The following is a 24,853-nucleotide window of genomic DNA, read 5'->3' as shown; positions in this document are numbered from 1 at the left end:
GTTGTCTCTTTCGTTGATGATTCGGAAGACCGATGAATCGATCGTTACCGCGACCGTTCGCGGCTGATGTAGATCGCGAGCAGGATGATTCCGCCCTTGATCACGTTCTGCACATACGGGTTCACGCCGATCATGTTCAGCCCGTTGTTGAGCACGCCGAGCAGCAGCGCGCCGACCAGCGTGCCGAGGATCGCGCCGCGCCCGCCGGAGATCGACGTGCCGCCCATCACGACGGCCGCGATCGCGTCGAGCTCGAAGCCGACGCCCGCGTTCGGCTGCCCGCTCATCAGCCGGCCCGTCAGCACGATCGCGGCCAGCGCCGACGTGACGCCGGCCAGCGTGTAGACGATCAGCTTCACGCGCGCGACGCGCACGCCGGTGAGCCGCGTCGCCTGCTCGTTGCCGCCGATCGCATACACGTAGCGGCCGAACGGCATGCGGTCGAGCAGCAGCCACGCGATCGCGTACACCACCAGCATGATCAGCACGGGCGCCTGGATGCCGAGCACCTTGCCGCTGCCGAAGAACGCGACCCAGTCGGGCAAGCCGTCGATCGGATAGCCGCCCGTATAGATCAGCGCGAGGCCGCGCGCGATGCCCATCGTGGCAAGCGTGACGATGATCGGCGGCATCCCCGCGAACGCGACGAACACGCCGTTCAGGAAGCCGAAGCCGAGGCCGACCGCGATGCCGATCGCGAGCGCGGCGACCGCATTGACGCCCGCGACCATCAACCCGGCCGCGAGCGTGCCCGACAGCGCCATCACCGAGCCGACCGACAGGTCGATCCCGCCGGTCAGGATCACGCAGGTCATGCCGACCGCGATGATCGCGTTGATCGACACCTGGCGCAGCACGTTCTCGAGGTTCGCGGCGGACAGGAAGCTCGGGCTCGCGATCATCATCGCGATGCATACGACGATCAGGCCGACGAGCGGATAGAACAGCGTCGAGCGCCGCAGCTGCATCCACGGCGCGCGTGGCGGCGGCGCGTCGCCGGCCGTCGCCGCGAGCGTCGTGGAAGGCGTGGAAGAAGAATCAGGCAGGTTCATGGGTCGCTCCTCGCGTGCCGGCCGTGGCATAGGTCATGACCGTGTCGGGATCGATCTCGTCGCCGGCGAGCGTCGCCTCGATGCGTCCTTGCCGGAATACGGCGACGCGATCGCACATGCCGACGATTTCCGGCAGCTCGGACGAGATCATGATGATGGCGTAGCCGCGCGCGGTGAGTTCGCGCATCAGCCCGTAGATTTCGGCTTTCGCGCCGACGTCGATGCCGCGCGTCGGCTCGTCGAAGATCAGCACCGACGTGTGATGGTTCAGCCAGCGCGCGATCACGACCTTCTGCTGGTTGCCGCCGGACAGCGTCGCGACTTCCGTGTGGATCGACGGCGCCTTCACGCCGACGCGCCGCATCACGTCGTGCGTCGTGCGCGCCTCGCTGCCGCGGTCGATCAGCCAGCGCATCGACCGGTACTTGCCGAGATTGTTCAGCGAGATGTTGTCGCGGATCGAGAACGACGTGACGAGCCCTTCCGTCTTGCGGCTCTCCGGCAGGATGCCGATACCGGCGCGCAACGCATCGGCCGGATCGGCGAGCTTCGCCGCCGTGCCGCGCACGCGCACGTCCTTGCGGTGCGCACGCGTCGCGCCGATCACCGCGAGCGCGGTCTCGGTGCGGCCCGAGCCGACCAGCCCGGCGAAACCGAGAATCTCGCCGGCTCGCAGCGTGAAGCGGTTCACGGGGCCGTCGCGCTCGATCTGCAGCGCGTCGACTTCGAGCACGGCCGGCGCGTCGCTCGGCAACCTGGGCTTCGGCGGAAAGCTGCTCTCGATCCGGCGGCCGACCATCATCCGCACCAGTTGCTCGACGTCGGTGCGCGCGACGTCGGTCGTCGCCACGTACTGGCCGTCGCGCAGCACCGTGATGCGGTCGCACACCGCGAAGATCTCGTCGAGATGGTGCGAGATGAAGATCATCGCAACGCCCTGGCGCTTCAGCTCGCGCATGATCGCGAACAGGTGCCCGGCCTCGGCCGGTGTGAGCGTGGCGGTCGGCTCGTCGAGGATCAGGATGCGCGCGTCGAGCGACAGCGCCTTGCCGATCTCGACAAACTGCTGCTGCGCGACCGACAGCGCGCGGATCGGCGCATCGAGATCGATCGCGACGCCCAGGCGCGCGAAGATCGCGGCGGCCGCGTGGCGCATCCGCTTGCGGTCGCGCGCGCCCCAGCGGTTGCGCAGCTCGCGGCCGAGGAACAGGTTGTCGACGGCATCGAGGTGCGGAATCAGGCTGAATTCCTGGAACACGATGCCGACGCCCGCCGCGACCGCGTCGTGATAGTCCGCGAAATGGCGCGCGGTGCCGTCGATCTCGATCGTGCCGGCATCCGGCTGATGAATGCCGCACAGGATCTTCATCAGCGTCGACTTGCCCGCGCCGTTCTCGCCGAGCAGTGCATGAATCTCGCCGCGCGCGATATCCAGATGAATGTCGGACAGCGCCTTCACGCCCGGAAAGCTTTTCGTGATGTGGCTGAGCCTGAGTATCGTGTCCATCGGATTCTCCGTGCGAAGGGCCTCGGCCGTGCCGCCGCCCTTCGCGTCGCGTCGCACGTCGTTCACCAGCTGAAGCCCTTCGCGTTGCCGCGATCGACCACCTTCACGTCGACCGGGATCGCCTTCGGCACCGTCGCGCCCCACTTGCGCGCCATCGCGATGCCGAGCGCGATGCGCACCTGGTCGGCCGGGAACTGCGCGGTCGTCTCGATGAACTTCGAGTTCGGCTTCTGGATCGCGGCGATCGCCTCGGGCGCGCCGTCGACGCTCGTCAGCTTGATGTCCTTGCCCGACCCTTCGATGGCCGCGAGCGCGCCCATCGAGCCGCCGTCGTTCACGCTGAAGATGCCCTTCAGGTTCGGATGCGCGGAGATCATGTTTTCGGTGACCGACAGCGCGGTCGCGCGCTCCTGCTTGCCGTTCTGCGTGTCGACCAGCTTCACGTTCGGGAATTTCGCGAGCCCGGCCTTGCAGCCGCGCACGCGTTCGAGGATCGGCACGACCGGGATGCCGTCGAGGATCGCGACCTCGCCGCTGCCGCCGATCGCCTTCGCGAGGTATTCGCACGACATCACGCCGGCGTCGTAGTTCTTCGAGCCGACGAACGAGTCGACCGGGCCGTTCGCGTTCGCGTCGACGGCCACCACCACCGCGCCGGCCTTCTTCGCCTGCGTGATCGCCGACTGGATGCCGGTCGAGTCGGTCGGGTTCACGAGCAGGATGTCGATCTTCTTCTGCAGCATGTCCTCGACGTCGCTCACCTGCTTGCTGACGTCGTGATGCGCATCGGTGACGACGACCTGCGCGCCGATCGACGCGGCCGCGTCGTTCAGCGCCTTCTGCATCGTCACGAAATACGGGTTGTTCAGCTCCTGGAACGTCATGCCGATCCGCAGCGGCGCGGCCTGCGCGGCCGTGACGGGCAGCCAGGCCGCGGCGGCGAGCGCGGCAACGGCCGCCATGCGGGCGGCGCGACGGGGGAATGAGGCGGGCGATGCGTGCGTCATGACGGTGTCTCCAGAATTGTGTGCGGCTTTTTCGTGGGTGAATGCGCCCCTCGCGACGTGAACGGCGCGATCGGCTGGGTGAAACGGAGGGGAAACTCAGGCGGGCAACGGCCCGGCGATCATCCGGGCTGCGGGGCGAGTTCGGGCGCGCCGGGCGTCAGCACGCGCGGCGGCATCGGGTTGCCGATCGGCGCCGCATGCAGCGCCAGGTCGCGGCTGCGTGCGTTCAGGCGCTGCAGCGCACGGAATTCGGACGGCGCCATCCCCTTCACCGCGCGGAACTGGCGGTTGAAGTTCGACACGTTGTTGAAGCCGGCCTGGAAGCAGATGTCGGTGATGTTCGCGTCGTCGGCGAGCAGCATCTGGCACGCGGATTCGATCCGCAGACGATTCACGTACTGGACGAACGGCATGCCCGTCTGGCGATGGAACGCGCGCGAGAACGCGCTGACGCTCTGCCCGGTCAGCTGCGCGAGATCGGATTCGCGTAGCTCGGACGCGAGGTTCTTGCCGATATACGACAGCGCGTGGCTCAACCGCGTCGGCGTGACGTCGGTCTGGTCGTACGCGGGACTCGCGAGCAGCGTGCGTTCGGCCGCGCCGCACAGGCGTTCAAGGATCGTCATGAACAGCGCGATGCGGCGCATGCCGCGCGCCGCCAGCAATGCGTCGAACAGCGGCGCGATCGCGGCACTCGTCGCGGCGTCGAAACCGACTCCGCGGCGCGCATCGTCGAGCAGCGCCTGCGCGTCGCGGCATTCGGGAAACGCGTCCATGCAGCGCCGGACGAACGCCGGGTCGAACTGGATCACGAGATTGCGGCGCTCGACGGTTTCGCCTTCGGCCATGTCGCTGACCCAGTTGTGCGGCAGGTTCGGGCCGAGCAGCACGAGATGGCCGGGGCCGAACGAGCCGACGTGATCGCCGACGAAATACTTGCCGTGCGTCGCGACGATCAGGTGCAGCTCGAATTCGGGATGGAAATGCCAACGGATCGTGCGATACGGATAGCCGTGCGACCAGACCTTGAACGACTCGTCGCGTCGCACGTCGACCACTTCGAGATCGGGGTGCATCATGTTGGCGTCTCCATTCCCATGTATCGCTGGCCGGCCTGTTCGGCGGCGCGCCGCGTGTTGCCGCGTTCCGCGCGGCGACGCGACCGGTCGCATGGGAAGCAATGTAGGTCGATCGCGTACGCGGCTCCACCAACTTTACGCCTGATTTCCGATACTTTTTTGCGCGATCCGGCCGCAAACGGCGCCGGACGGCAAATTTGTGCAGTGCGGAACGGCCGTGCGGCCGCCCGCGCCGGCGCCTACGCGCTCGCGTGCTCGCGCGCGGTGCGCACCTCGTACGCTTTCAGGTGGTTGTACGCGATCCGCAGCAGCGACAACGCGTCGGCTGCCTGCGGGTCGCGCCGCGCGAGCAGGTCGCCGATCACGTGATCGGCTTCGACACGCGCATGGTTCTCGACGTCGCGGAGCATCGACGCGGTGAGCGGCGACGGCGTCAGCACCATCCGCTGCATCCGTTCGATGGCGACCGGATCGGGCCGGTGGCCATTGTGTTCGGCGATCGCGCTGCATTCGGCGAGCATCGTCTCGAGCAGGCGGCGGCCATCCGGCGCGGCCAGAATGTCGCCGACCGAGCCGCGAAACAGCGACGTGCTCGCGGCGAGCGTGGCGAGGAACACCCATTTTTCCCACATCCGTGCGGCGACGTCGTCGCTGAGCGTCGCGTCGAAGCCCGCGCCGCCGAGCACGTCGGCAACCGCCCGCACGCGCGGCGATTCGCCGCCGGCGAGCTCGCCGAACGTCACGCCGTGCGTATCGTTCAGGTGCACGATGCGCTGCTCGCGATCGAGCGTGGCCGCGATCACGCACAGCCCGCCGAGCACCTGCGCGGCGCCGAAGCGCTCGCGCAGCACGTCGAGGTGGCGCATCCCGTTGAGCATCGGCAGGATCAGCGTCCGCGGCCCGACGAACGGCGCGAACGACGCAATCGCGTCGTCGAGGCTGTATGCCTTGCAGCTCAGCAGCACGAGGTCGAACGGCGCAATGCCCGCGTTCGCGTCGGCCGCGCGCACCGTCTGCACGTTCGCCAGCGTCAGGTCGCCGCGCGGGCTGCGGATCAGCAACCCGTCGCGTGCCAGTGCCGCGGCCCGGCCGTCGCGCACCAGGAACGTCACGTCACGCCCTGCCGCGGCCAGCCGGCCGCCGAAGTACCCGCCGACCGCGCCGGCCCCTACCACCAGAATTCGCATCGTTGCCTCCTTTCGGTTTCGTTCAGCGCCCGCGCCGGCGCCAGCCCCGGGCGCGCAGCGCGTACACCATCGCCCGACAGTATAGCGACACCCTTTATGCATATGCATAGATACCCTTACCGGCAACGAAGGGATGGGCGGCGGCACCGATTCCTAGGGATAACCCGTCTACGGTAACGCGCATCGAGCGCCGTCAAGATACTTATCCCGTCACGCCGCCCCGGCGAGCCTCCTCGACTGACCGACCACACACCATGCGCAACCTTTCGCTGAATCAGAAACTCGCCTCGATGATCGTCATCCTGTGGCTCGGCCTGCTCGTGATCGCCGGGCTCGGCGCATGGCAGACGCGCGCGTCGATGATCGCGGACCGCCGCGACCAGTTGGCCTCGCTGGTCGCGCAGGCCGCGAGCGTGACCGACCATTACTACAAGCTGTCGCAGCAGAACGCGCTGCCGGAAGCCGATGCGAAGCAGAAGGCGCTCGAGGCGATCGCCGCGATGCGTCACGGCGCCGACGGCTACATCTCGATCAACGATTCGAAGCCGGTGATCGTGATGCATCCGATCAAGACCGATCTCAACGGCAAGGACGTGTCGAACTTCACCGACCCGGACGGCAAGCACCTCTTCGTCGAGATCGTGAAGGCCGGCAACGCCGAGGGCGGCAAGGGTTTCGTCGAATATCTGTGGCCGAAACCGGGCGCCGACAAGCCGCAGGAGAAGACCAGCGCCGTGCAGCGCTTCGCGCCGTGGGACTGGTATCTGGTGACGGGCATGTACATGAACGACGTGCGCACGGCGGTGCTCGCGAGCATCGGCCGCTGGTTCGCGATGACGGCCGTGCTCGGCGCGATCGCGACTGCCGTGATGGTGATGGTGCTGAAGAGCGTGCGCGCGAACCTGGGCGGCGAGCTCGAAGTCGCACTCGACGCCGCGCAGCGCATCGCGCAAGGCGACCTGACCGCGCGCGTGACCGTGAAGCAGGACGATCGAGGCAGCCTGCTGCATGCGCTGCATACGATGCAGGGCGGGCTGATCGACATGGTGTCGCGCGTACGGACCGGCACCGAGAACATCAACGTCGGCGCGAGCGAGATCGCGTCCGGCAACACGGACCTGTCGCAGCGCACCGAGGAACAAGCGGCCGCGCTCGTGCAGACCGCGTCGAGCATGGACCAGATGACCGCGAACGTGAAACAGAACGCGGACAGCGCCGCGCAGGCCGCGGCACTCGCCGGCCAGGCCGCGCAGGTCGCGACGCGCGGCAGCGCGGTGGTCGACGACGTCGTGCGGACGATGAACGAGATCACCGACCGCTCGCACAAGATCGGCGACATCATCGGCGTGATCGACGGCATCGCGTTCCAGACCAACATCCTCGCGCTGAACGCGGCCGTCGAGGCGGCGCGCGCGGGCGAACAGGGCCGCGGCTTCGCGGTGGTCGCGGCCGAAGTGCGCTCGCTCGCGCAACGCTCGGCGACGGCGGCGAAGGAAATCAAGTCGCTGATCGTGTCGTCGAACGAGACCGTCGAACACGGCGCGGCGCTCGTTTCCAACGCGGGCGAGACGATGTCCGAGCTCGTGCAGTCGGTGCGGCGCGTGAACGAGATCCTCGACGAAATCAGCCATGCGTCGCGCGAGCAGAGCGCCGGGATCGAACAGGTCAATCGCGCGGTGGGCGAGATGGACCAGGTCACGCAGCAGAACGCGGCGCTGGTCGAACAGGCGGCGGCAGCCGCGCATTCGCTGCGCGATCAGGCCGAGGCACTGCGCGACGCCGTCACGCGGTTCGCGTTGCCGGCCTGAAGACGCCCGGCGGGCGCGGGCATGCTCAAGCGGCGCCGCCTGCCGGCAGCGCGCCCGCCCCGCCGCCGAGCCCCAGTCCGGCCGCCCGCTGGATCAGCTCGACGTCGTTGCTCGCGCCGAGCTTCTTCATCGCGCTCATCTTCTGCGCGCTGACCGTCTGCTTGCCCTTGCTCAGGCGCTGCGCGATCGTCTTGATCGGCACGCCCGACAGGTACAGGCGAATCACCTCGATCTCGCGGGCCGTCAGCTTCACCGGCGCCTCGCCGCGCTCGCCGAGCGTGTCGAGCGCGCGCCTGACAACCGGCGACAGGTACGCGCCGCCGCTGTAGCTCGAATGGATCGCCGTGACGATGTGGCCGACCTCGTCGAACTTGCTGACGACGCTCACGCCGCCGGTCGCGATGATCGACCGGAAAATCAGCGGATTCTCGTTCGCGACCAGCGCGACGATCCCGACGTTCGGCCGCGTGCGGCGCAGCCAGTCGAACAGCGCGAGGCCGTCCATCCGCGCGTCGCCGCGGATCGCATAGTCGACCAGCACGACATCGCAGTCGACCGTGCCGAGCGACGCAACCAGTTCGGCCGTGCTCCGGCAGACCGCGACGAGCTCGATCGCGCAGGCGCTGCCGGCGACCTGCTCGATGCCGGCCAGCGTCAGCGGCCAGTCGTAAGCGACGACGATGCGAACATTGAATTTCCTCATGCGCAATTCCTGGTGGTTCGCCGGCCGCGCGGCGCGGAACGCGGGCGGCCGGCCAAGCGTTGAAAGGATGAGCAGGCTATTTTTAGCCTGCCACCCGATTCTAGGAAGCCGTGCGCGGGCGGGATATCGGACGGCACGTGGATCGGCCGCCGGGGAGGTAATACAAGTTTGATATTTGCGCGGGTTCAGGCGGCCGGCGGCCAGCGGCGACGGTCGCGGCATCGGCCCGATGGCCAAGGTTGCGCGCCATGCGGTCGCCAGCAGGTAAAATTACGGCCTTTGCATGCCACTCCGGGCTCGCCGGCGGCGAGCGATGCGCCGCTGCCGGCCGCGCGCCACCGCCCTTTTGCCGGCTGCCCGCACTCGCCCCTTTCCTCATGACCGACTCCGATCTGCAATCCGACGACACCTCCATCCACGAAGACGGCCTCTGGCGCGACAACGGCTGGACGGCCCGCATCATCAAGAACGAAGACGACGACGGCTGGGCCGTCGAGATGATCAAGGACGGCGAGTCCGAGCCCGCGCTCGTCGGGCCGTGGACGATGGGCCGCGACAAGAAGAATCCGAAACCGATGGACGCGAACGCGTTCCGCACGCTCGTGAAAACCGCGACCGAGGTGCTGATGCGGCACGAGCAGCAGCGGCGCGCGATGCTGCACAAGGAAGTGACGGTCCAGGGCGACGACGGGCAGGAGGTATCGGTGACGCTCGACATCGTGCCGGACGAGTTCGAGCCGTACGCGCAACTGAAGGCATTCGATTCGTATGGCGAGCTGCTGGCCGAAGCGAAGGTGTCGGCCGGGTTCAAGCTCAACAAGGCCAGCGCGGAACGCTGGGTCGCGTCGGGCTTCGAGCGGCCGGCCTGAGCGGGCGCGACACGCCGGCGCGCGCGATCAGGTGCCGGCGCCCTGCTCGGCACGCGCGAGCCGGCGCGCCGCCAGCTTGCGCCGCACGAACTGCTCGAACTGCTGCGTCGCGACCTCCGGATCGCGCGCGGCCAGCCCGAGCGCGTTGCGCACGAGCTGGATCGGCGTCAGCACGATGCCCCACGGCAGCCCCCACCAACCGAGCGCGGCCGACGCGAGCAGCGCGAGCACCTGCTTCCGGCGTCCGCAGCGGCGGCAACACACGTGGCGCCGCGTCGCCCAGCGGGTGACGAACACGAGCGACACGACGCGATGCGACGCATGGACGTCGACCGGCCGCCCTTCGCGCAGGCAGATCGGGCACGGCCCGTAGCGCCAGTCGTCGACATACTGCCGGACTTTCGCGTCGGGCACCCGTTCGGCCTCGACGATGATCGGATGCGCGCGGGCGCACACCCGGCTGCAATAGCGGCGGCCGTCGATCGACCGGCCGCCGACCAGGAACGTCCTGCCGCAGTGACTGCACTCTGTCACGATAACCCTCGGATAAGCGTGATGCGCCGCGTGTCGGCCGCCAGCGCGGCGATGCGCCGGCGGTCCGCACGGGTCATTTCCTGTCTTAACGGCCGCTGTCGCGCAGTCTTGAGCGCCGCGCACCGGCGCCCATCAGCCGTGCAGCCCGTGCGCGGTCATCAGGCGGTACAGCGTCGCGCGCGAAATGCCCAGTTCGGCCGCGACGTCCGCATGCTGGTGGCGGTTGCGCAGCAGCGTTTCCTCGATCGCGCGCCGCTCGGCCTGCCGGCGCGTTTCCGCCAGCGTCGGCGGCCGCCGCGACGTGTACGCATGCAGTTCGAGATCGGCCGCCGAGATCAGCGGGCCGTTCGTCATCACGACCGCGAACCGGATCCGGTTGATCAGCTCGCGCACGTTGCCCGGCCAGGGATAGTTGTGGATCGCCTCGACCGCGCAGGGCGTGAAGCCGCGAATCCGGTGCGAACCGTCGCCGCGATAACGCCGCAGCACGTAATCGGCAAGCAGCATGATGTCGCGGCCGCGTGCGCGCAACGGCGGCTCGTCGATGCGCAGCACGCACAAGCGGTAGTACAGATCGGCGCGGAACCGCCCTGTTCGCATCGCGTCCTCGAGATCGACGTGGGTCGCCGATACGATCCGTACGTCGACCGCGATCGACTGGTGCCCGCCGAGCCGCTCGATCTTGCCCTCCTGCAGGAATCGCAGCAGGCTCGCCTGGCTCTCGAACGGCATGTCGCCGATCTCGTCGAGAAACAGCGTGCCGCCGTGCGCGGCCTCGATACGGCCGATCTTGCGCTGGTGCGCGCCCGTGAAGGCGCCGCGCTCGTGGCCGAACAGTTCGGCCTGCAGCAGCGTGGACGGGATGGCCGCGCAGTTCACGGCGACGAACGGCGCATCGGCCCGCAGCGACTGCTGATGGATCGCCGCCGCGGTCAGCTCCTTGCCGGTGCCGGATTCGCCGGCGATGAACACGGTGGCGTCCGTGTTCGCGACCTTGCGGATCGTCGCGAACAGCCGGCGCATCGCGTCGCACGAGCCGATCATCGCGCCGGCGGGCGGCACGCCATCGGCAGCCGGGTCGCCGTCCGCGAGCTTCAGCATCCCGTACGCATGGCCGACCAGATAGCCGATCGTCGTATAGGCCGTCGCGTTGCGCACGTAGTCGAAACAGCAACGACGGATCAGGCGCGCGATCGAGAGGTCGCGCAGCCGCTCGCCGTCGGCGAGCGCGACCCAGCCGACGCGCGAGTCGCGCAGCAGCGCCTCGAACGACGCGATGTCGGGCGACCCGAAACTGCCGAAATCGACGATGCCGGCATGCGGGCGGTTCGCCTTGACGAGATTCAGTGCGTCCGCAACGGTTTTCGCGCGCCACACGTCCCAACCGCGAGACGCCAGGCAGTCGGCGAGCGCGGCGTCGTGCCGCTGCGACAGGTAGACGAGCGGCCGCGACGGCACCGCATGATTGCGCCGGGCGGCGACGAACGACATCGCGCCGGCCTCCCTTTCGACATCCTGCGGGCCCGACACTCTCAGTTGGCAGCAATAGTTCACGATGGCCTCGCCGCGTAGGGTTGGTTGTCGGAACGGCCATTGCCGGATCGCATGCGGCGGGGCCCGTGGTCCCGCGGCGCGGCGCCGCCCCGTCCTCGAATCGATGTTTCGTTATCGGCAGAACACGACGCGCTGCGTGTAGATCTGCGGCTCGATGGCCGGCTTCACCGACGTGTTGAGATCGTCGCGATAGGCATGGTAGGTCTTGCCGTTCACCGTCACGTCCTCGGCCCGGGCCGTCTCGATCCTGTCGAGCCCGCTGTGCTGCCACCCGCTCACGCGGTCCGCCGCCGTCACGCTCGACTCGCCGGCGATCTTCTGCGTGATCGCGCTGCCGTCGCTCCACGGCTGCGTCTGCATGTCCTCGGCATGCTGCATCGCGCCGACCGTCTTGCCCGTCGACGTCGGGCCGTTCTGCGCTTCGAACGGTGCGCCGCGACCGTATACCGGCGACTTCCACGACGGCGCATGACCTTGCTCCGGCATCATGTAGACCATCTGCGGATCGCCGATCATCACCATCGGCGCGCATGCGGTGTTGTCGGCGCGGCCCAGCGTCGTCAGCGCCTGCTGAACGCTCACGGCATTCGCGGCGGTCTGCTCGCTCAGGATCACGAACACCGCGGGATTCTGGAAAACCGTCTGCGCAGCGGCTTGCACGCTGACCAGCAGCAAAGCGACCAAAAAGATCCTCATGATTGAGGCCTCCTTGCATCCTCGTCAGGCAAAAAGAGGTGTTGATCTCGGGGATGGGACCAACACCCGTCCAACCGGAAACGTCCATCGGGCATCGGGGCCGGGCGCCGGCCGGGCGACCGGCATTCGGCCGCGCGGCAGACGGCCCCGCGTGCTTACGACGACGTGCTCGTCGAGATGACGGCCGGCGCCGGCGCAACCGGTGCGGCCGGTGCGGCCTGCTGGTCGACCGTGGCCGGCGGCAACGCCTGGGCCGGGTCGCTCAACGCCGGCATGTCGGCGGCGGGCGCAGCCGGTGCGGCAGCGGATTCGGCCGCTTCGGGCACCTTCGCGTCGGCAGTCGGCATGTCGGCCGGCGCTGCTGCCTCAGGCAGCGCGGCTTGCGGAGCGGGCGCTTCGACAGTCGCTTGCGGCGCCGGCTCGGCAGCCTTTGCATCGGCTGCCGGCGCCGTGACGACGGCAGCGGCCGGCATCGGTTCGGCAACCGGTTCGCCTGCGGCCTGCGCTGCGTTGTCGGTGGCGGCCGGCATCGGCTCCGGTGCCTTGTCGGCGACGGGCTGCACGGGTTCGGGCGCCTTCGTGTCGGCAACCGGCTGGGCGGGCTCGGCGGCCTTCGTGTCGGCAACGGGCTGTGCGGGCTCCGGCGCCTTCGTGTCAGCCACGGGCTGGGCGGGCTCGGCGGCCTTCGTGTCAGCGACCGGCGTGGCAGGCGCTTGCGATGCCTTGTCAGCCACCGCGGGCGCGGCGATGACAGCCGCAGCCGGCACGGCCGCCATCGCGGCTGCCGGTACGACCGCGGCGGCAGGCGCGGCGGCGACGGCAGGTGCCGCAGCAACCGCGGGCGCCGCTGCCGCCGGTGCAGCCACTGCCGGCGCCGCGGCGGCAACAGCGGGCGACGCGACCGCCGGGGTGGCCGCGGCGACTGCCGGCGCGGCGACGGCCGGGGCGGCGGCGACCGGCGCGACCGCCGGCACCGGAATCGGAACCGGCACCGAAACAGGCGCTGCCTGCACCGACGTCGTCTGGATCGGACGCGTCGGCGCGGATGCCGGCGCGGCCGAGCCGAGCGGCGGCAGGCCCATGCGGTCGCGCACGATCGGGTCGCGATACTTCACGTCGTCCGCGACGGTCGCTTCCACGCTCGGCGCCACGTTCGAACGCGCGAGCGGCGCGGTCGTGCCCGGGCACAGGTGGCCGGTCGCTTCCACCGCGCGCCGGTTCGCATCGCTCTGGCACAGCAGCGCGAGCGCCACGTCGGTCAGGCCCATCGCACGGAATTCACGCGCATCGAGACGCCGGACGCAGGCCTGGTCGACCAGCGTCGTGCCGCCCGTCGCGCCGAAGCCCGGGAACGACACACCGACGCTCACCGAACCCATGCAGGTATCGGACAGCGTGGTCGTGAGGCCGGGCGCCTGGATCGCCGGGTTGGTCTTGATCGTCTGCGTACCGGAGTAGTTGACGTTTTCCGAAGTCTGGGTGTTGTACGGGTTGGTGCCGGGCGCGCCCGACGACTGCAGCGACTGCGGCGTCACGCTCGTGCCTCCGCTGGTGCTGGACGGCATCGTCACGTTGAAGTTCACGCTCGAATTGCCGCTGCCGCGCACCCCGCTGGAACTGGTGGCATTGCCGCCGCGCGAGCTCGTGGTGTTCGTGTTCATGCTCGAACCGCCACCCTGGCTGACGGCCGTCGACGACGTCGAGGACTGCGCGCTCGACGTCGAGTCGGCAGTTTGCGCGTGGGCACCGATCGTGGTCATCGCGAACATCGCCGCGCATGCCACCTTGATCCTGTTGCTGTTCATTTCACTCTCCGGACGAGGTTTGACCTCCGACCCAGGCAACCGTACTAATTCCCCTGAATGCCTTCAGTTTTCGCTGCTTCCCCGAACTGCTTCCAGCCGCTGCCCAGCTGGGACCACGAGCCGGCCGACACGCCCTGCCACTGCTGGGCATCCGGTCCGCCGATGGCACTGCCCGACGAAAGCGTTTGTTGTTCTGACGGTTTGGTTGTCTGGTCAGGATTGTTTGACGTCTGCATAGTCGATTGCCCACCATCGGCAGCACGGTCAGCGCCATACGCCGTCAGAGACGCGAGCATCAGAGCGGCGGCAATCAGGTTCTGCTTCATGCCAACTCCTTACGTGACAACAATGCGGAAAAGAGACCAGCGTCGCTGGGAAACTGGTCCCCCCCCACACCTGACTAATGACTGCTCCCGGTCGCGCTCGAACTGCCCTGGCTTCCACCCGATGCGGACGGCGAACCGGCCGGACCGGTACTCCACGCGGTCGACGAGTTGTAGTGAGTCGAACCCGTGATCGCAGCGGACCCACCACTGCCCGTCAGCCCGGCGGCACCCGCGTTGGCGTTGCCGTTGTCGTTCGCACCCGTGGCCGTGTAGTGGTTCGCGCCGAGTACGATCGTGGCGGTCACCCCTCCCGACAGCGCATTCGCGTTCTCGTTCGTTTTGCTGTTTCCACCGAACGAGCCTGCAGCACCGATACCGCCGCCTGCCGCGAACGCGCCTCCGTTCATGCCCGAACCGCTGGCCGTCGAAGTCGAGTTGTGATTGGCGGACGCCGTGCCGACGGAACCAGCGGGTGTCACGGTACTGCCGGCGCTTGCACCAGCCGTCGATGTCGAATTGCTCGTATAGCTGCCGGATCCGACCAGTACCGAACCGGACACACCCGCTGCGACGGATTGCGTCTGGTTGTTCGTGAACGAACCTGCTGCCAATGCGGCCGACGATAGGACGGTGAGCGCTGTCGCTAATATGACTTTGGCTTTCATAGCAATTCCTTGCTGTGAGGAAGTTCGGCGGTGGCGGAGCCAGGCCCGCCCTGATGGGGCGAAGCCCGGCATCCGTACCGCCAGCCAATGACGAACGCTACGCGCCGCGGCTTAGTGGTGATACGTCCAGCCAGTCGAGCCGGCATTCGCACCGCTGCTGCCGCCAGCCTGTGCGCCGCCGAAGCCGAAGCCGCCGACCGTCGACGTTTGCGTGTGGCTCGTGTACGAGACCGAAGCGCTGCCCGGGCCACCGGCAAGTGCACCGGCGGCACCGAGTGCTGCGCCCGAATCGGTCGCGGAGAAGTGGCCGAACCCGGCAACTCCGGCCATCGTCTGGCCACCGCTCGTCGAATTGCTGCTCGACACCGTGCCGCTGCCTGCAAACGCTGCACCCGAAACCGCCAGAACTGCTGCTGCAATCAGAAGCTTCTTCATGGTCGACTCCATAACGGCGTGGAGAGAATGAGCAAGGAAGACTGCACGCCATCAACCTTCCTGCCTCGAGCAATCCTTAAAAAATAAGGATTACTATCAAATCAATAAATTCGTGCTGGCTCTTAATTTTAATTTTTTGTCTATTTTTGACAGCCGAAGTCTAGTTTTATGTTTTCAGCTTGTCCAAAATTTATGCGTAGGTGTTTTCTATTATTTTTACGACCATTGAATATTTTTAAAAAAAACACCTCCAATTGCGCAACCGGAATGACGCACGCATCCTCCGGCTCACGATTTTCGATACCCCGTCGAAAACGGATACCGGCACTGGCATTCGTTTCGAAATCAAAAATGCGCGAATATATACCACCGCAAAATACGACAGCCGTTCAAATGGCGCCCGTCAGCCGAGCGACGACGGTGCCGCATTGCAGACAGATGGCATGTTTGCTCCCTGAGCTGGCGAAGAAAGGGCGTCCGGACAATCCGGCCGACGTGCGTTCGATCTAATCCGGCCGGCGCCGGTACTGGCCCGGCGCGATCGAAACCGCCCTGCACGGTTGAAGACGAAACGGCGTCACGCTGTCCGGCACGAACAGCCTGACCCATCCGGGTGAGCTGAATGAAAGGGGGCACCCCTGTCGCCCGCTCGTCACGAGGCGCGACAACCGCCGCGGCACGCGGCCGGCGCGGACGCCGGGAAAGCGATGGAATACCCGCGACGCTGGCACTGCGTCGTGAGCAACACCCCGATTTCTCCGACTACCCCATTGGTGCGCAAAATACGCGCGGATCACACTACTGCTTATGGTCTTCATCGCCGTTTCCCCGACTGCTTACTGACGAGTTGGTCGCCCCCACATCTTTGTTGCATCGTGTCGACCGCCCGCCGATGCGTCCAATACCGCAAGCAGCGTGCCACGCGTTGCGCCATCGTTCGTTGCGCGCGCCGAACCGCCGCCAGGCCGCGGCTTTTCGCCGGAAACGTCGTTTTTTGTTTCAGGAATGTATCGCGGCAAAGGTTTGGCACACGTCACGATCGCTGCGCTTCATGACGCAATCCCGTGATTAGACGGACGAATCCGGCCCGCGGCGCGTTGTCGGACGGCAGGTTGAACGGGTGTTTCAAACTTGAGAAGCGCGCCGCGGCGCCCGCCGGGCGGCGTCCGTGTTTCCACTGACGAACGACGCTTCGATGCGTATGCGGCCCGGCTTCCGTGCGAAAACGAACGAGAATCGATCCACCCTGCGTACGGCCCCGGCGCCAGACGCAACGGCCTTCGATGCGTCTTCGGCTTGCTTATCCCCGGTTAGGCAAAACGAATTTGATTCATTCGTGAAAATACCGACACGATCGCGCGACGAAAAATGTTGCCATCGCGACCGTTACCGGCGTAATAATTAAAACAAATGTAAACATGGAATGCCGGCAAAAGCACAAGCACCATTTTTCATTCCGGCTCAACCCACCTTTCACGCCGGATACACCCCGAGGATGCGACACATTCGAGAAACGTTTTCAAGCATTTATCCGCTCGATTCTCATCGATGAAACATGCCGATTCAACGTGCGCCTTACGTTAACAATCTCGTAAAAGCCTGATTTATCGAGCGTTTCATCGTATCGAATCGCATTGATCCGGCGCTCGCCCGGCTCATTCGCCTGTCCCCACGATTCACGCGTGAAACGCCTGCACGCCTGTCGATCGGCGAAGGCATGGCCGTGCCCGCGCCCGGCGGCGGCGTGTCGTCCGTGGCATGCCGATTGCCTGATGTCCGGCTCTCACCGAGCGGCACGCCACGGCACACGGAGCACCGGCGGCGGCCCGCTCGCAACCTGCGTGTCGGGGAAACGGCGATGAAGATCACCACCGATCGATCGGCGCTTGCGCCATTCAAGCATCAACGGGGTTGTCAGCGAAACCGGAGCGCCTGTCGCGGCGCTTCGTCGACATCGGAACAGGCGGACCGGCGCTTGCCGAAACGGCACCCGTGCAGCGGGATGGAGCGCGTGCGCGACGCCGTCGGACAGATCGACCTGTGGTTCCTCGAGATGCTCGACGAAGGAGACGGCGATGAATGACCGCGCACCGCCCGAGACGCGTGCCGGCCGGTGCCGGCGGCACCTCAGCCGAGCAATTCCTTCTTCCGCAGGTGCACGACGTCGCGCATCGGCGGCGCGCCGAACAGCCGGCTGTATTCGCGGCTGAACTGCGATGCGCTTTCGTAGCCGACGACGGCGGCGACCGACCCGACGTCGCCGCCCTGCCGCAGCAACAGCCGCCGCGCTTCGTGCAGCCGCAACTGCTTCTGGTACTGCAGCGGGCTCAGCGTCGTCACGTGCTTGAAATGATGGTGCAGCGACGACACGCTCATGTTGACCGCCTGCGCGAGCGACTCGACGCGCATCGGCTCCGCGAAGTGATCGCGGATCCATTCGATCGCGCGCGCGATCCGGTGCGTCTGGCTGCCCGCGATGGCCATGTGTCGCAGCCGCGTGCCCTGCCCGCTCGTCATCAGCCGGTACAGCACTTCCTTTTCGATCAACGGTGCGACGACCGGAATGTCGGCAGGCGTATCGAGCAGGCGCAACAGTCGCAGCGCGGCGTCGAGCAGCGGCGGCGTCAGTTCGGCGAGCGCGATCCCCTCGCCTTCCGGGCCCGCATCGGGCTCGGGCAGCCGCATCTCGGCCGCCAGCTCGACGATGCGCTGCGGATCGAGCGTCAGCGACAAGCACAGGTACGGCGCCTCCGGCGACGCGCGCGTCACGCGCGAGAGGATCGGCAAGTCGATCGACGTAATCAGGCAATTGTGCGTGTCGTATTCGTAAGCGTGACCGGCCACGATCACGCGCTTCGCGCCCTGCGCGGCGATCACCAGCGCGGCCCGCGACACGCCGCAGCCGAGATCGACCGGACGCGTGTGCCGATGCAGCATCAAGCCCGGCACGGCCGTCGAATGCGAGCCGTCGGCCGGTGCGAAACGGCCGATCAGCGATGCCAGCTCGCGCCGCCCGGATTCGCGCGACGCCACGATATCGGTCATGTCCATGACGCATCCTCGAATGATTTCCCGTGTCGCGGGAGCATAGCGAAACGGCTCGCCGCGTGCCGGGGATTTGCAGGATTGTTCAATAAATTTGCAGGATTGGGTAGACGCAAAAAGCGGCGGCTCGCGCACACTCCCGGCTAACCTGCCCGTATGGCGGGTTTTCCCCATGGAGACATAAAAATGCCTACCTCGTTTGTCCTGAACGGCAAGAACGTCACGCTCGACGCCGATCCGTCGATGCCCGTCCTCTGGGCGATTCGCGAACACGCGGGACTGACCGGCACGAAGTTCGGCTGCGGCATGGCGCAGTGCGGCGCGTGCACCGTGCATCTCGAAGGCCAGGCCGTCCGCTCGTGCGTGCTGCCGCTCGCCGGCATCGCGGGCAAGCACGTCACGACGATCGAGGGCCTGCAGAGCAAGCCCGCGCACGCCGTGCAGGCCGCCTGGGTCAAGCTGCAGGTGCCGCAATGCGGCTACTGCCAGTCCGGCCAGATCATGTCGGCCACCGCGCTGCTGGAACAGAACCCGAAGCCGACCGACGCGGACATCGATGCCGCGATGAACGGCAACCTGTGCCGCTGCGCGACCTACGCCCGCATCCGGGCCGCGATCCACGACGCAGCCGCGACGCTGGGAGCCTGACCATGACGATCGAACTCGACAACACCGGCTCCGTGCGCCCGTCGCGCCGCACGTTCCTGAAGACCGCGGGGGCCGCGGCCGCGGTCAGCCTGACCATCGGCTTCGACTTCACCGGCTTCGGCCGCCGCGCGCTCGCCGCGACCGCGCCCGAAGCCGGTTTCGCGCCGAACGCATTCCTGCGCATCACGCCCGACGGCACCGTCACGGTCATCGCGAAGCACGTCGAAATGGGCCAGGGCGCGTATACGGGCATCGCGACGATCGTCGCCGAGGAGCTCGACGCGAACTGGTCGAACGTGCGCGTCGAAAGCGCGCCGGCCGATGCGAAGCGCTACGCGAACCTCGCGTTCGGCACGATGCAGGGCACCGGCGGCAGTTCGGCGATGGCGAACTCGTGGCAGCAGCTGCGCGAAGCGGGCGGCAAGGCGCGCGCGATGCTGGTGTCGGCCGCCGCGGCCCGCTGGAAGGTGCCGGCCAGCGAGCTGACGACCGCCAATGGCGTCGTCACGCACGCGAAGAGCGGCAAAACGGCGCCGTACGGCACGCTCGTCGCCGATGCGTCGAAGCTGCCCGTGCCCGACAAGGTCACGTTGAAGCAGCCCGCCGATTTCAAGCTGATCGGGCACCGGATCCCGCGCGTCGACGCGTCGGCGAAATCGAACGGCACCGCGCATTTCACGCTCGATACGACCTTCCCCGGCATGCGCGTCGCGCTGCTGCAGCGCCCGCCGCGCTTCGGCGCCACGGTGAAATCGTTCGACGCGACGGCCGCGAAGGCCGTGCCGGGCGTCGTGTCGGTCGTGCAGGTGCCGGGCGGCGTGGCAGTCGTCGCGAACGGCTTCTGGGCCGCGAAACAGGGCCGTGACGCGCTGAAGGTCGAGTGGGACGACGCGCACGCGGAAAAACGCGGGTCCGGCGAGATCATGCGCGAATACCGCCAGCTCGCCGACAAGCCCGGCACGTCGGCGCGCAAGGACGGTGACGCCGACGCGGCGATCGCGGGCGCGGCGCGCAAGATCAGCGCGTCGTACGAATTCCCGTATCTCGCGCACGCGCCGATGGAGCCGCTCGACGCGGTCGTCAAGCTGACGGCGAACAGCTGCGAAATCTGGGCCGGCGACCAGTTCCAGACCGTCGACCAGGCCAACGCGGCCAGGACGGCGGGGCTGAAACCCGAACAGGTGCAGATCCACACGCTGTATGCGGGCGGCAGCTTCGGCCGGCGCGCGAACGCGTGGTCGGACTACGTGGTCGAGGCCGTGTCGATCGCGAAGGCGCTCGGCGCGGACGGCAAGCCCGTCAAGCTGCAGTGGACGCGCGAGGACGACATCCAGGGCGGCTTGTACCGCCCGATGTACTTCCACAAGCTCGACGCGGGCCTGACCGCGGACGGCAAGCTGGTCGGCTGGCGCCACCGGATCGTCGGCCAGTCGATCCTCGCCGGCACGCCGTTCGAAGCGTTCATGGTCAAGAACGGCGTCGACGCGACGTCGGTCGAGGGTGCGGCGAACCTGCCGTACGCGGTGCCGAACGTGTCGGTCGAGCTCACCACCGCGAAGACCGGCGTGCCGGTGCTGTGGTGGCGCGTGGTCGGCAGCTCGCACACGGCCTACGCGGTGGAGGCGTTCATCGACGAAGCCGCGCACACGGCGGGCAAGGATCCGTACGCGTTCCGCCGCGACCTGCTCGAGAAGGAACCGCGGATGCGCGCGGTACTGGATCTCGCCGCGCAGAAGGCCGGCTGGGATCCGGCCAAGCCGCTGCCGAAGGGCCGCGGGCGCGGGATCGCGGTCGCCGAGGCGTTCAAGAGCTATGTCGCGCAGGTCGCCGAGGTGTCGGTCGACGCGGACGGCAAGGTGAAGGTCGAGCGCGTGGTGTGCGCGGTCGATTGCGGGATCGCGATCAATCCCGACATCGTCGCCGCGCAGATGGAGGGCGGCATCGGCTTCGGGCTCGGCGCGGCGATGCACAGCGCGATCACGCTGAAGGACGGCCAGGTCGAGCAGCGCAACTTCGACGGCTACCAGGTGCTGCGGATGGCCGAGATGCCGAAGGTCGAAGTGCATATCGTGCCGTCGGCCGAGGCGCCGACCGGCGTCGGCGAGCCGGGCGTCGCGCCGGTCGGCCCGGCCGTGGCGAACGCGATCTTCGCGGCGACGGGCAAGCGGCACTACGTGCTGCCGTTCGATTCGGCGGAGGGCGCGAAGGCCTGATGTGCAGGCGCACCGGCCACGGGGCGAAACGCCTCCGTGGCCGGTCTCCATCCAGCCGCCCCTCGCGTTACGTCAGACGTAACGCCCGTCACCCGTAACATCCCCACCCGATGCTACGTAACAATCCTTCAATGATGCTCGGACCCCTTCAGTGTCCGCCGCGCCTCTCCCGTTAAAAATTCTTTTAAATTCAAGGCTGCCGGGCCGCGCGCAGCCGTGCCGCCGCCGGTCGGCGCTCGATAATCCTCTGCCTGGCCCGAAAGTTGCAGCACAGGACCCGCAAACACTCCTTAATGGACATGTGAGGGCCACCATGGATTGCAAATACCTGTACATCGACAACATAAAAATCAACTTCGTGCGCCGCACGATCGAAATCGACAACAAGGTCGTTGACGTGACGCCGCGCGAATTCGACGTCGTCGAATTCCTGCTCGACAACATGAACAAGATCGTGCCGCGGCAGGCAATCCAGGAAGCCGTGTGGGGCCGCGAGCTCGGCGTGTCGTCGCGCACGCTCGACACCCATATCTCGCGGATCCGTTCGAAGCTGCAGCTCGAACACGACAAGAACCTGCGGATCATCCCGATCTACGCGGTCGGCTATCGCCTGGTGCTGTTCGGTGCGGCCATGACGCACGTCGAGCGCCACGATGCCGCGCCGGTCCTGCGTGCCGCGCCGCAACCGGCGATGGCCGCCGACTACGCGTGACGCTGCCCCCGCGCGCCGCCTGCTCGCGGCGCAGCGGCCACGTCCCCCCCACCGCGCTGCGCCCAGCCGCAGCGCCTCGCGGCCTGCCAGCCGGATCCGGCCTGCACGCCCTCCGGCCCGCCAGCCAGTCGCGACCCGACCGCCGCCTCCGGGCGGCGGTTGCTTTTGGGCGCCGGCCGCCGCCTGCCCGGCTTCATCACGCTTCGTAGCACCCCGCTAGCTCGATCGCCGCACGATGCGTGCGACTACGGATTCCGGCCCGGCACGCGGCCATGGCCGTCCCTACAATCGACGCAGCAGCCGCGCGCCCGACGGCGCCGCCGGCCCCGGAACAACCCGTCGAATCAACGCCGAATCCGCCCCGATCCCGCCGTGCCTGCGCAGTTCCTGACGAATGCCGACGCCGGCGACGCCGCGAGCCGGGCGATGCCCGCCGCTTCCGCGCCCCCCGCCGCTGCGCCGGCGGCGGTCGCGCTCGACGCGTCGCCGTACCTGCCGCGCCTGTCCGCCGCCGCCGCGCGCGGGCTGTCGCACGCGTACGGCGCGACGGGCGCCGTCCCGGTCACGCTCGGCGAGCACGCGTACGAGGTGCGCTGGCGCGTCGACGCGGAGCCGGCCGCCGATGCGCACGCGTACCGCTTCGTCATCGGCCCGGCCACCGGCACGCTGTGGATCGATCCGGTCGCGGAAACGGAATGGCTCGGCGACGCAGCCGATCCGGCCGTGCCGGCCGTGATCCGCGCGGCGCTGCTCGCCGACCTTGGCGCGCCGCTCGCGGCCGTGCTGCAGGCCGCGACGCGGCAGCGCGTGGAGCTGCTGCCGCCGCCCGAGAGCGTGCCGGCCTGGCGTGCGGCGCCGGCCGCGCTGCGCTTCGAGCTGCGGCGCGCCGATGCCGCGTGGCGTTGCCATGGCGCGCTGCTGTTCGACGTGCCGGATGCACTGGCCGTGTTCTTCGCGACCGCGCCGGCCGCGCTCGCCGATGCGCGCGCGGCCTACGCGAACCTGCCCGTGCCGCTCGTGTTCGAGATCGGCCGCACCGAGCTGACGACGGCCGAACTGGCCGACGTCGTCGGCGGCGACATCATCGCGATCGAACGCTGGCAGGCGCACGAGCAGAACCTGCTGTGCGTCGCGCGGCTGGCGGCCGCGCCGGCGTGGGAAATCACCGGACGGCCGTCGGGCAACCGGCTGACCGTCGAACGAATCAGGGAGATGCCTTTGGAACCGACCCGCACCGACCACGCGCCCGTCACGACACACGATGCGCCATCCGCCGATGCGCCGCGCACGCTCGACGGCCTCGCGGTCGACCTGCGCTTCGAGCTGCCGCCCGCGTCGATGCCGCTCGGCGAGCTGAGCACGCTGCAGCCGGGCGCCGTGATCGAACTGCAGCAAGGGATCAACCAGAGCGTGATCCATCTCGTCGCGAACGGGATGCTGATCGGCACCGGCCACCTGATCGCGGTCGGCCAGAAACTCGGCGTGCGCGTCGTCACGCTGACGCAACCCGCGCCGCGCGAGCGCTGAACGATGGGCAACCTGCCGAACCCGGTCGCGCTGATCGCGGTGATCGCCGCGCTCGGCATCGCGCCGTTCGCGGCGCTGATGGTGACGAGCTACACGAAGCTCGTGGTCGTGCTCGGCCTGCTGCGCTCCGCGCTCGGCATCCAGCAGGTGCCGCCGAACCTCGTGCTGAACGGCATCGCGCTGATCCTGTCGCTGTTCATCATGGCGCCCGTCGGAATGTCGATCCGCGATGCGCTGCAGGCGCGCCACTTCGACGCGTCGGGACAGCTGTCGACGGCCGACGTCGGCGCGCTCGCCGATGCCGCGCTGCCGCCGATCAAGGAATTCCTCGTGTCGCACACGCGGCAGCGCGACCGCGAGTTCTTCGTGCGCACCGCGACGTCGGTCTGGCCGAAGCACCGCGCCGACGGCATCAAGGACGACGACCTGCTCGTGCTGGTGCCGAGCTTCACGCTCGCCGAGCTGACGAAGGCGTTCCAGATCGGTTTCGTGATCTACATCGTGTTCATCGTCGTCGACCTGCTGGTCGCGAACATCCTGCTCGCGCTCGGGATGCAGATGATCTCGCCGACGACGATCTCGGTGCCGTTCAAGCTGCTGCTGTTCGTCGCGCTCGACGGCTGGTCGCTGCTCGTGCACGGGCTCGTGATGTCGTACCGCGTGGCGGGTGCGGGATGAACGCGCGCGGCCTGCGAATCGCGGCGGCGTGCCTGTGCGCGCTGGCCGTGCTCGCGCTGGCGGGCCTGCAGCCGCGTGACGCGCGGGCGGCCGGCGCCGCCGCGGGTTTCGCTCGACTCGCGCGCGCCTGCGCGCCGAACGTCGATCCCGACACGCTCGCCGCGCTGGTGCGCACCGAGTCGGGCTTCAATCCGTATGCGATCGGCGTGGTCGGCGGCCACCTGACGCGCCAGCCCGCGTCGCTCGACGAAGCGCGCGCGACCGCGCGCGAACTGTCGTCGCGCGGTTACAGCTACAGCGTCGGCCTCGCGCAGGTGAACGCGCGCAACTTCGCGAAATACGGGCTCGACGAAACGACGATGTTCGAGCCATGCCGCAACCTGCAGGCCGGCGGCGCGATCCTGACCGAATGCTTCGCGCGCTCGTCGGGCACCGGCCGCGCCACGCAGGCCGCACTGCGCGCGGCGCTGTCGTGCTACTACAGCGGCAACTTCACGACCGGCTTCTCGAGCGGCTACGTGAGCCGCGTCGTCGCGAGCGCGCAGCGCAACGCGCGCGAAGGCGGCGTCGAACCGATCCCGGTGGTGCGTGACGTGCCGCCGCCGGCGCGGCAGCGACGCATGGACGCGGCCGCGACCACGCCGCCCGATCGCGCGCGCAGGCTGCCGTTGCCGGCTGCCTCCGCCGACCCGCCGTCGTGCCATGCGCGCCCGGTCGTGATGATGTGCCACGGCTTGTCGGCGAGCCAGACGAAGCGGCTGTGCGTGCGGTGTCTCGATCAGTGACCGCATGAGCGCGCGCGG

General features: G+C 68.1%; 23 protein-coding genes. 9 read left to right on the top strand and 14 right to left on the bottom strand.

Going from position 1 to position 24,853, the window contains the following annotated elements; all coding sequences use genetic code 11:
• Positions 1-44 precede the first annotated feature (44 nt).
• From HWX00_RS16625 to panE, 5 genes are all read right to left on the bottom strand, one after another.
• Positions 45-1,052, bottom strand: a complete 1,008-nt coding sequence (locus HWX00_RS16625; RefSeq protein WP_069706864.1) for an ABC transporter permease — start codon at positions 1,050-1,052, stop codon at positions 45-47.
• Entirely contained in the window at positions 1,039-2,559 is a 1,521-nt protein-coding gene (locus HWX00_RS16620; RefSeq protein ID WP_069246049.1) for a sugar ABC transporter ATP-binding protein, read from the bottom strand. Before HWX00_RS16620 ends, HWX00_RS16625 begins: the two co-directional genes overlap by 14 nt.
• Before the next feature lie 62 nt (positions 2,560-2,621).
• Complete coding sequence (locus HWX00_RS16615) at positions 2,622-3,566, bottom strand: substrate-binding domain-containing protein (protein WP_034189426.1); 945 nt, start codon at positions 3,564-3,566, stop codon at positions 2,622-2,624.
• A gap of 119 nt (positions 3,567-3,685) precedes the next feature.
• Positions 3,686-4,645 carry an AraC family transcriptional regulator gene (locus HWX00_RS16610; protein ID WP_175028411.1) on the bottom strand — a complete coding sequence of 320 codons (960 nt, stop codon included), beginning with the start codon at positions 4,643-4,645 and terminating at the stop codon, positions 3,686-3,688.
• A gap of 239 nt (positions 4,646-4,884) precedes the next feature.
• Complete coding sequence (gene panE / locus HWX00_RS16605) at positions 4,885-5,832, bottom strand: 2-dehydropantoate 2-reductase (RefSeq protein WP_034189522.1); 948 nt, start codon at positions 5,830-5,832, stop codon at positions 4,885-4,887.
• 254 nt (positions 5,833-6,086) lie between these two features.
• Here panE and HWX00_RS16600 point away from each other — a divergent pair, with 254 nt between their 5' ends.
• Complete coding sequence (locus HWX00_RS16600) at positions 6,087-7,640, top strand: methyl-accepting chemotaxis protein (RefSeq protein WP_034189424.1); 1,554 nt, start codon at positions 6,087-6,089, stop codon at positions 7,638-7,640.
• Positions 7,641-7,665: 25 nt separating this feature from the next.
• Here the strand turns inward: HWX00_RS16600 and HWX00_RS16595 are convergent, their stop codons facing one another.
• On the bottom strand, positions 7,666-8,343 hold the full coding sequence (locus HWX00_RS16595; protein ID WP_175028412.1) for a LuxR C-terminal-related transcriptional regulator: 678 nt from the start codon (positions 8,341-8,343) through the stop codon (positions 7,666-7,668).
• Between the two features lie 377 nt (positions 8,344-8,720).
• On the opposite strand from HWX00_RS16595, the gene HWX00_RS16590 reads away from it, so the two are divergent.
• Positions 8,721-9,212, top strand: a complete 492-nt coding sequence (locus HWX00_RS16590) for a hypothetical protein (protein ID WP_034189422.1) — start codon at positions 8,721-8,723, stop codon at positions 9,210-9,212.
• A 27-nt stretch (positions 9,213-9,239) separates the two neighbouring features.
• Here the strand turns inward: HWX00_RS16590 and HWX00_RS16585 are convergent, their stop codons facing one another.
• From HWX00_RS16585 to HWX00_RS16555, 7 genes are all read right to left on the bottom strand, one after another.
• Entirely contained in the window at positions 9,240-9,746 is a 507-nt protein-coding gene (locus HWX00_RS16585; protein WP_034189421.1) for a hypothetical protein, read from the bottom strand.
• 132 nt (positions 9,747-9,878) lie between these two features.
• Complete coding sequence (locus HWX00_RS16580; protein ID WP_264166369.1) at positions 9,879-11,237, bottom strand: sigma-54 dependent transcriptional regulator; 1,359 nt, start codon at positions 11,235-11,237, stop codon at positions 9,879-9,881.
• A 174-nt stretch (positions 11,238-11,411) separates the two neighbouring features.
• The gene (locus HWX00_RS16575) at positions 11,412-11,996 is read right to left on the bottom strand and encodes a hypothetical protein (RefSeq protein WP_059556782.1); all 585 of its coding nucleotides are present in this window, start codon (positions 11,994-11,996) and stop codon (positions 11,412-11,414) included.
• Between the two features lie 155 nt (positions 11,997-12,151).
• Positions 12,152-13,801, bottom strand: a complete 1,650-nt coding sequence (locus HWX00_RS16570) for a chemotaxis protein CheA (RefSeq protein WP_175868125.1) — start codon at positions 13,799-13,801, stop codon at positions 12,152-12,154.
• Between the two features lie 44 nt (positions 13,802-13,845).
• Positions 13,846-14,127: a hypothetical protein gene (locus tag HWX00_RS16565; RefSeq protein WP_034189417.1), complete on the bottom strand. Its 282-nt coding sequence runs from the start codon at positions 14,125-14,127 to the stop codon at positions 13,846-13,848.
• A 74-nt stretch (positions 14,128-14,201) separates the two neighbouring features.
• The gene (locus HWX00_RS16560; RefSeq protein ID WP_034189416.1) at positions 14,202-14,792 is read right to left on the bottom strand and encodes a hypothetical protein; all 591 of its coding nucleotides are present in this window, start codon (positions 14,790-14,792) and stop codon (positions 14,202-14,204) included.
• Positions 14,793-14,903: 111 nt separating this feature from the next.
• A complete protein-coding gene (locus tag HWX00_RS16555) occupies positions 14,904-15,227 on the bottom strand; it encodes a hypothetical protein (RefSeq protein WP_034189521.1) in 324 nt (107 codons plus the stop codon).
• A gap of 1,858 nt (positions 15,228-17,085) precedes the next feature.
• Here HWX00_RS16555 and HWX00_RS36825 point away from each other — a divergent pair.
• Positions 17,086-17,310 (top strand): hypothetical protein, encoded by a 225-nt coding sequence (locus HWX00_RS36825; RefSeq protein WP_226104081.1) that lies wholly within the window; start codon positions 17,086-17,088, stop codon positions 17,308-17,310.
• Positions 17,311-17,354: 44 nt separating this feature from the next.
• On the opposite strand, the gene HWX00_RS16545 is transcribed toward HWX00_RS36825, so the two are convergent.
• Entirely contained in the window at positions 17,355-18,278 is a 924-nt protein-coding gene (locus HWX00_RS16545; RefSeq protein ID WP_059556784.1) for an AraC family transcriptional regulator, read from the bottom strand.
• Between the two features lie 180 nt (positions 18,279-18,458).
• On the opposite strand from HWX00_RS16545, the gene HWX00_RS16540 reads away from it, so the two are divergent.
• The 6 genes from HWX00_RS16540 to HWX00_RS16515 all read left to right on the top strand — a co-directional run bounded on the left by HWX00_RS16540 (position 18,459) and on the right by HWX00_RS16515 (position 24,835).
• Complete coding sequence (locus HWX00_RS16540; protein WP_069252121.1) at positions 18,459-18,920, top strand: (2Fe-2S)-binding protein; 462 nt, start codon at positions 18,459-18,461, stop codon at positions 18,918-18,920.
• 2 nt (positions 18,921-18,922) lie between these two features.
• Complete coding sequence (locus HWX00_RS16535; protein ID WP_175029359.1) at positions 18,923-21,133, top strand: xanthine dehydrogenase family protein molybdopterin-binding subunit; 2,211 nt, start codon at positions 18,923-18,925, stop codon at positions 21,131-21,133.
• A gap of 313 nt (positions 21,134-21,446) precedes the next feature.
• Positions 21,447-21,845 (top strand): winged helix-turn-helix domain-containing protein, encoded by a 399-nt coding sequence (locus tag HWX00_RS16530; protein ID WP_034189412.1) that lies wholly within the window; start codon positions 21,447-21,449, stop codon positions 21,843-21,845.
• A 372-nt stretch (positions 21,846-22,217) separates the two neighbouring features.
• On the top strand, positions 22,218-23,372 hold the full coding sequence (gene sctQ / locus HWX00_RS16525) for a type III secretion system cytoplasmic ring protein SctQ (RefSeq protein WP_175868124.1): 1,155 nt from the start codon (positions 22,218-22,220) through the stop codon (positions 23,370-23,372).
• A 3-nt stretch (positions 23,373-23,375) separates the two neighbouring features.
• Complete coding sequence (sctR, locus tag HWX00_RS16520) at positions 23,376-24,050, top strand: type III secretion system export apparatus subunit SctR (protein ID WP_049034062.1); 675 nt, start codon at positions 23,376-23,378, stop codon at positions 24,048-24,050.
• Positions 24,047-24,835 carry a lytic transglycosylase domain-containing protein gene (locus HWX00_RS16515; RefSeq protein ID WP_034189409.1) on the top strand — a complete coding sequence of 263 codons (789 nt, stop codon included), beginning with the start codon at positions 24,047-24,049 and terminating at the stop codon, positions 24,833-24,835. The genes sctR and HWX00_RS16515 overlap by 4 nt, the downstream gene beginning before the upstream one ends.
• The last annotated feature ends 18 nt before the right edge of the window (positions 24,836-24,853 follow it).

It is taken from the genome of Burkholderia seminalis DSM 23518 (assembly GCF_902832885.1).
In the GTDB taxonomy this organism is placed as follows: Bacteria; Pseudomonadota; Gammaproteobacteria; order Burkholderiales; family Burkholderiaceae; genus Burkholderia; species Burkholderia seminalis.
This window is presented reverse-complemented; position numbering and strand designations above follow the sequence as displayed.

What these genes read in the sequence shown, in the direction of transcription:
- HWX00_RS16555 (WP_034189521.1), bottom strand. Translation starts at nt 15,227, where the DNA reads ATGAAGAAGCTTCTGATTGCAGCAGCAGTTCTGGCGGTTTCGGGTGCA.
- HWX00_RS16620 (WP_069246049.1), bottom strand. Translation starts at nt 2,559, where the DNA reads ATGGACACGATACTCAGGCTCAGCCACATCACGAAAAGCTTTCCGGGC.
- HWX00_RS16560 (WP_034189416.1), bottom strand. Translation starts at nt 14,792, where the DNA reads ATGAAAGCCAAAGTCATATTAGCGACAGCGCTCACCGTCCTATCGTCG.
- HWX00_RS16610 (WP_175028411.1), bottom strand. Translation starts at nt 4,645, where the DNA reads ATGATGCACCCCGATCTCGAAGTGGTCGACGTGCGACGCGACGAGTCG.
- HWX00_RS16545 (WP_059556784.1), bottom strand. Translation starts at nt 18,278, where the DNA reads ATGGACATGACCGATATCGTGGCGTCGCGCGAATCCGGGCGGCGCGAG.
- sctR (WP_049034062.1), top strand. Translation starts at nt 23,376, where the DNA reads ATGGGCAACCTGCCGAACCCGGTCGCGCTGATCGCGGTGATCGCCGCG.
- panE (WP_034189522.1), bottom strand. Translation starts at nt 5,832, where the DNA reads ATGCGAATTCTGGTGGTAGGGGCCGGCGCGGTCGGCGGGTACTTCGGC.
- HWX00_RS16535 (WP_175029359.1), top strand. Translation starts at nt 18,923, where the DNA reads ATGACGATCGAACTCGACAACACCGGCTCCGTGCGCCCGTCGCGCCGC.
- HWX00_RS16570 (WP_175868125.1), bottom strand. Translation starts at nt 13,801, where the DNA reads ATGAACAGCAACAGGATCAAGGTGGCATGCGCGGCGATGTTCGCGATG.
- HWX00_RS16515 (WP_034189409.1), top strand. Translation starts at nt 24,047, where the DNA reads ATGAACGCGCGCGGCCTGCGAATCGCGGCGGCGTGCCTGTGCGCGCTG.
- HWX00_RS16625 (WP_069706864.1), bottom strand. Translation starts at nt 1,052, where the DNA reads ATGAACCTGCCTGATTCTTCTTCCACGCCTTCCACGACGCTCGCGGCG.
- HWX00_RS16565 (WP_034189417.1), bottom strand. Translation starts at nt 14,127, where the DNA reads ATGAAGCAGAACCTGATTGCCGCCGCTCTGATGCTCGCGTCTCTGACG.
- HWX00_RS16530 (WP_034189412.1), top strand. Translation starts at nt 21,447, where the DNA reads ATGGATTGCAAATACCTGTACATCGACAACATAAAAATCAACTTCGTG.
- HWX00_RS16595 (WP_175028412.1), bottom strand. Translation starts at nt 8,343, where the DNA reads ATGAGGAAATTCAATGTTCGCATCGTCGTCGCTTACGACTGGCCGCTG.
- HWX00_RS36825 (WP_226104081.1), top strand. Translation starts at nt 17,086, where the DNA reads ATGAAGATCACCACCGATCGATCGGCGCTTGCGCCATTCAAGCATCAA.
- HWX00_RS16615 (WP_034189426.1), bottom strand. Translation starts at nt 3,566, where the DNA reads ATGACGCACGCATCGCCCGCCTCATTCCCCCGTCGCGCCGCCCGCATG.
- HWX00_RS16600 (WP_034189424.1), top strand. Translation starts at nt 6,087, where the DNA reads ATGCGCAACCTTTCGCTGAATCAGAAACTCGCCTCGATGATCGTCATC.
- HWX00_RS16580 (WP_264166369.1), bottom strand. Translation starts at nt 11,237, where the DNA reads ATGTCGTTCGTCGCCGCCCGGCGCAATCATGCGGTGCCGTCGCGGCCG.
- HWX00_RS16540 (WP_069252121.1), top strand. Translation starts at nt 18,459, where the DNA reads ATGCCTACCTCGTTTGTCCTGAACGGCAAGAACGTCACGCTCGACGCC.
- HWX00_RS16575 (WP_059556782.1), bottom strand. Translation starts at nt 11,996, where the DNA reads ATGAGGATCTTTTTGGTCGCTTTGCTGCTGGTCAGCGTGCAAGCCGCT.
- HWX00_RS16590 (WP_034189422.1), top strand. Translation starts at nt 8,721, where the DNA reads ATGACCGACTCCGATCTGCAATCCGACGACACCTCCATCCACGAAGAC.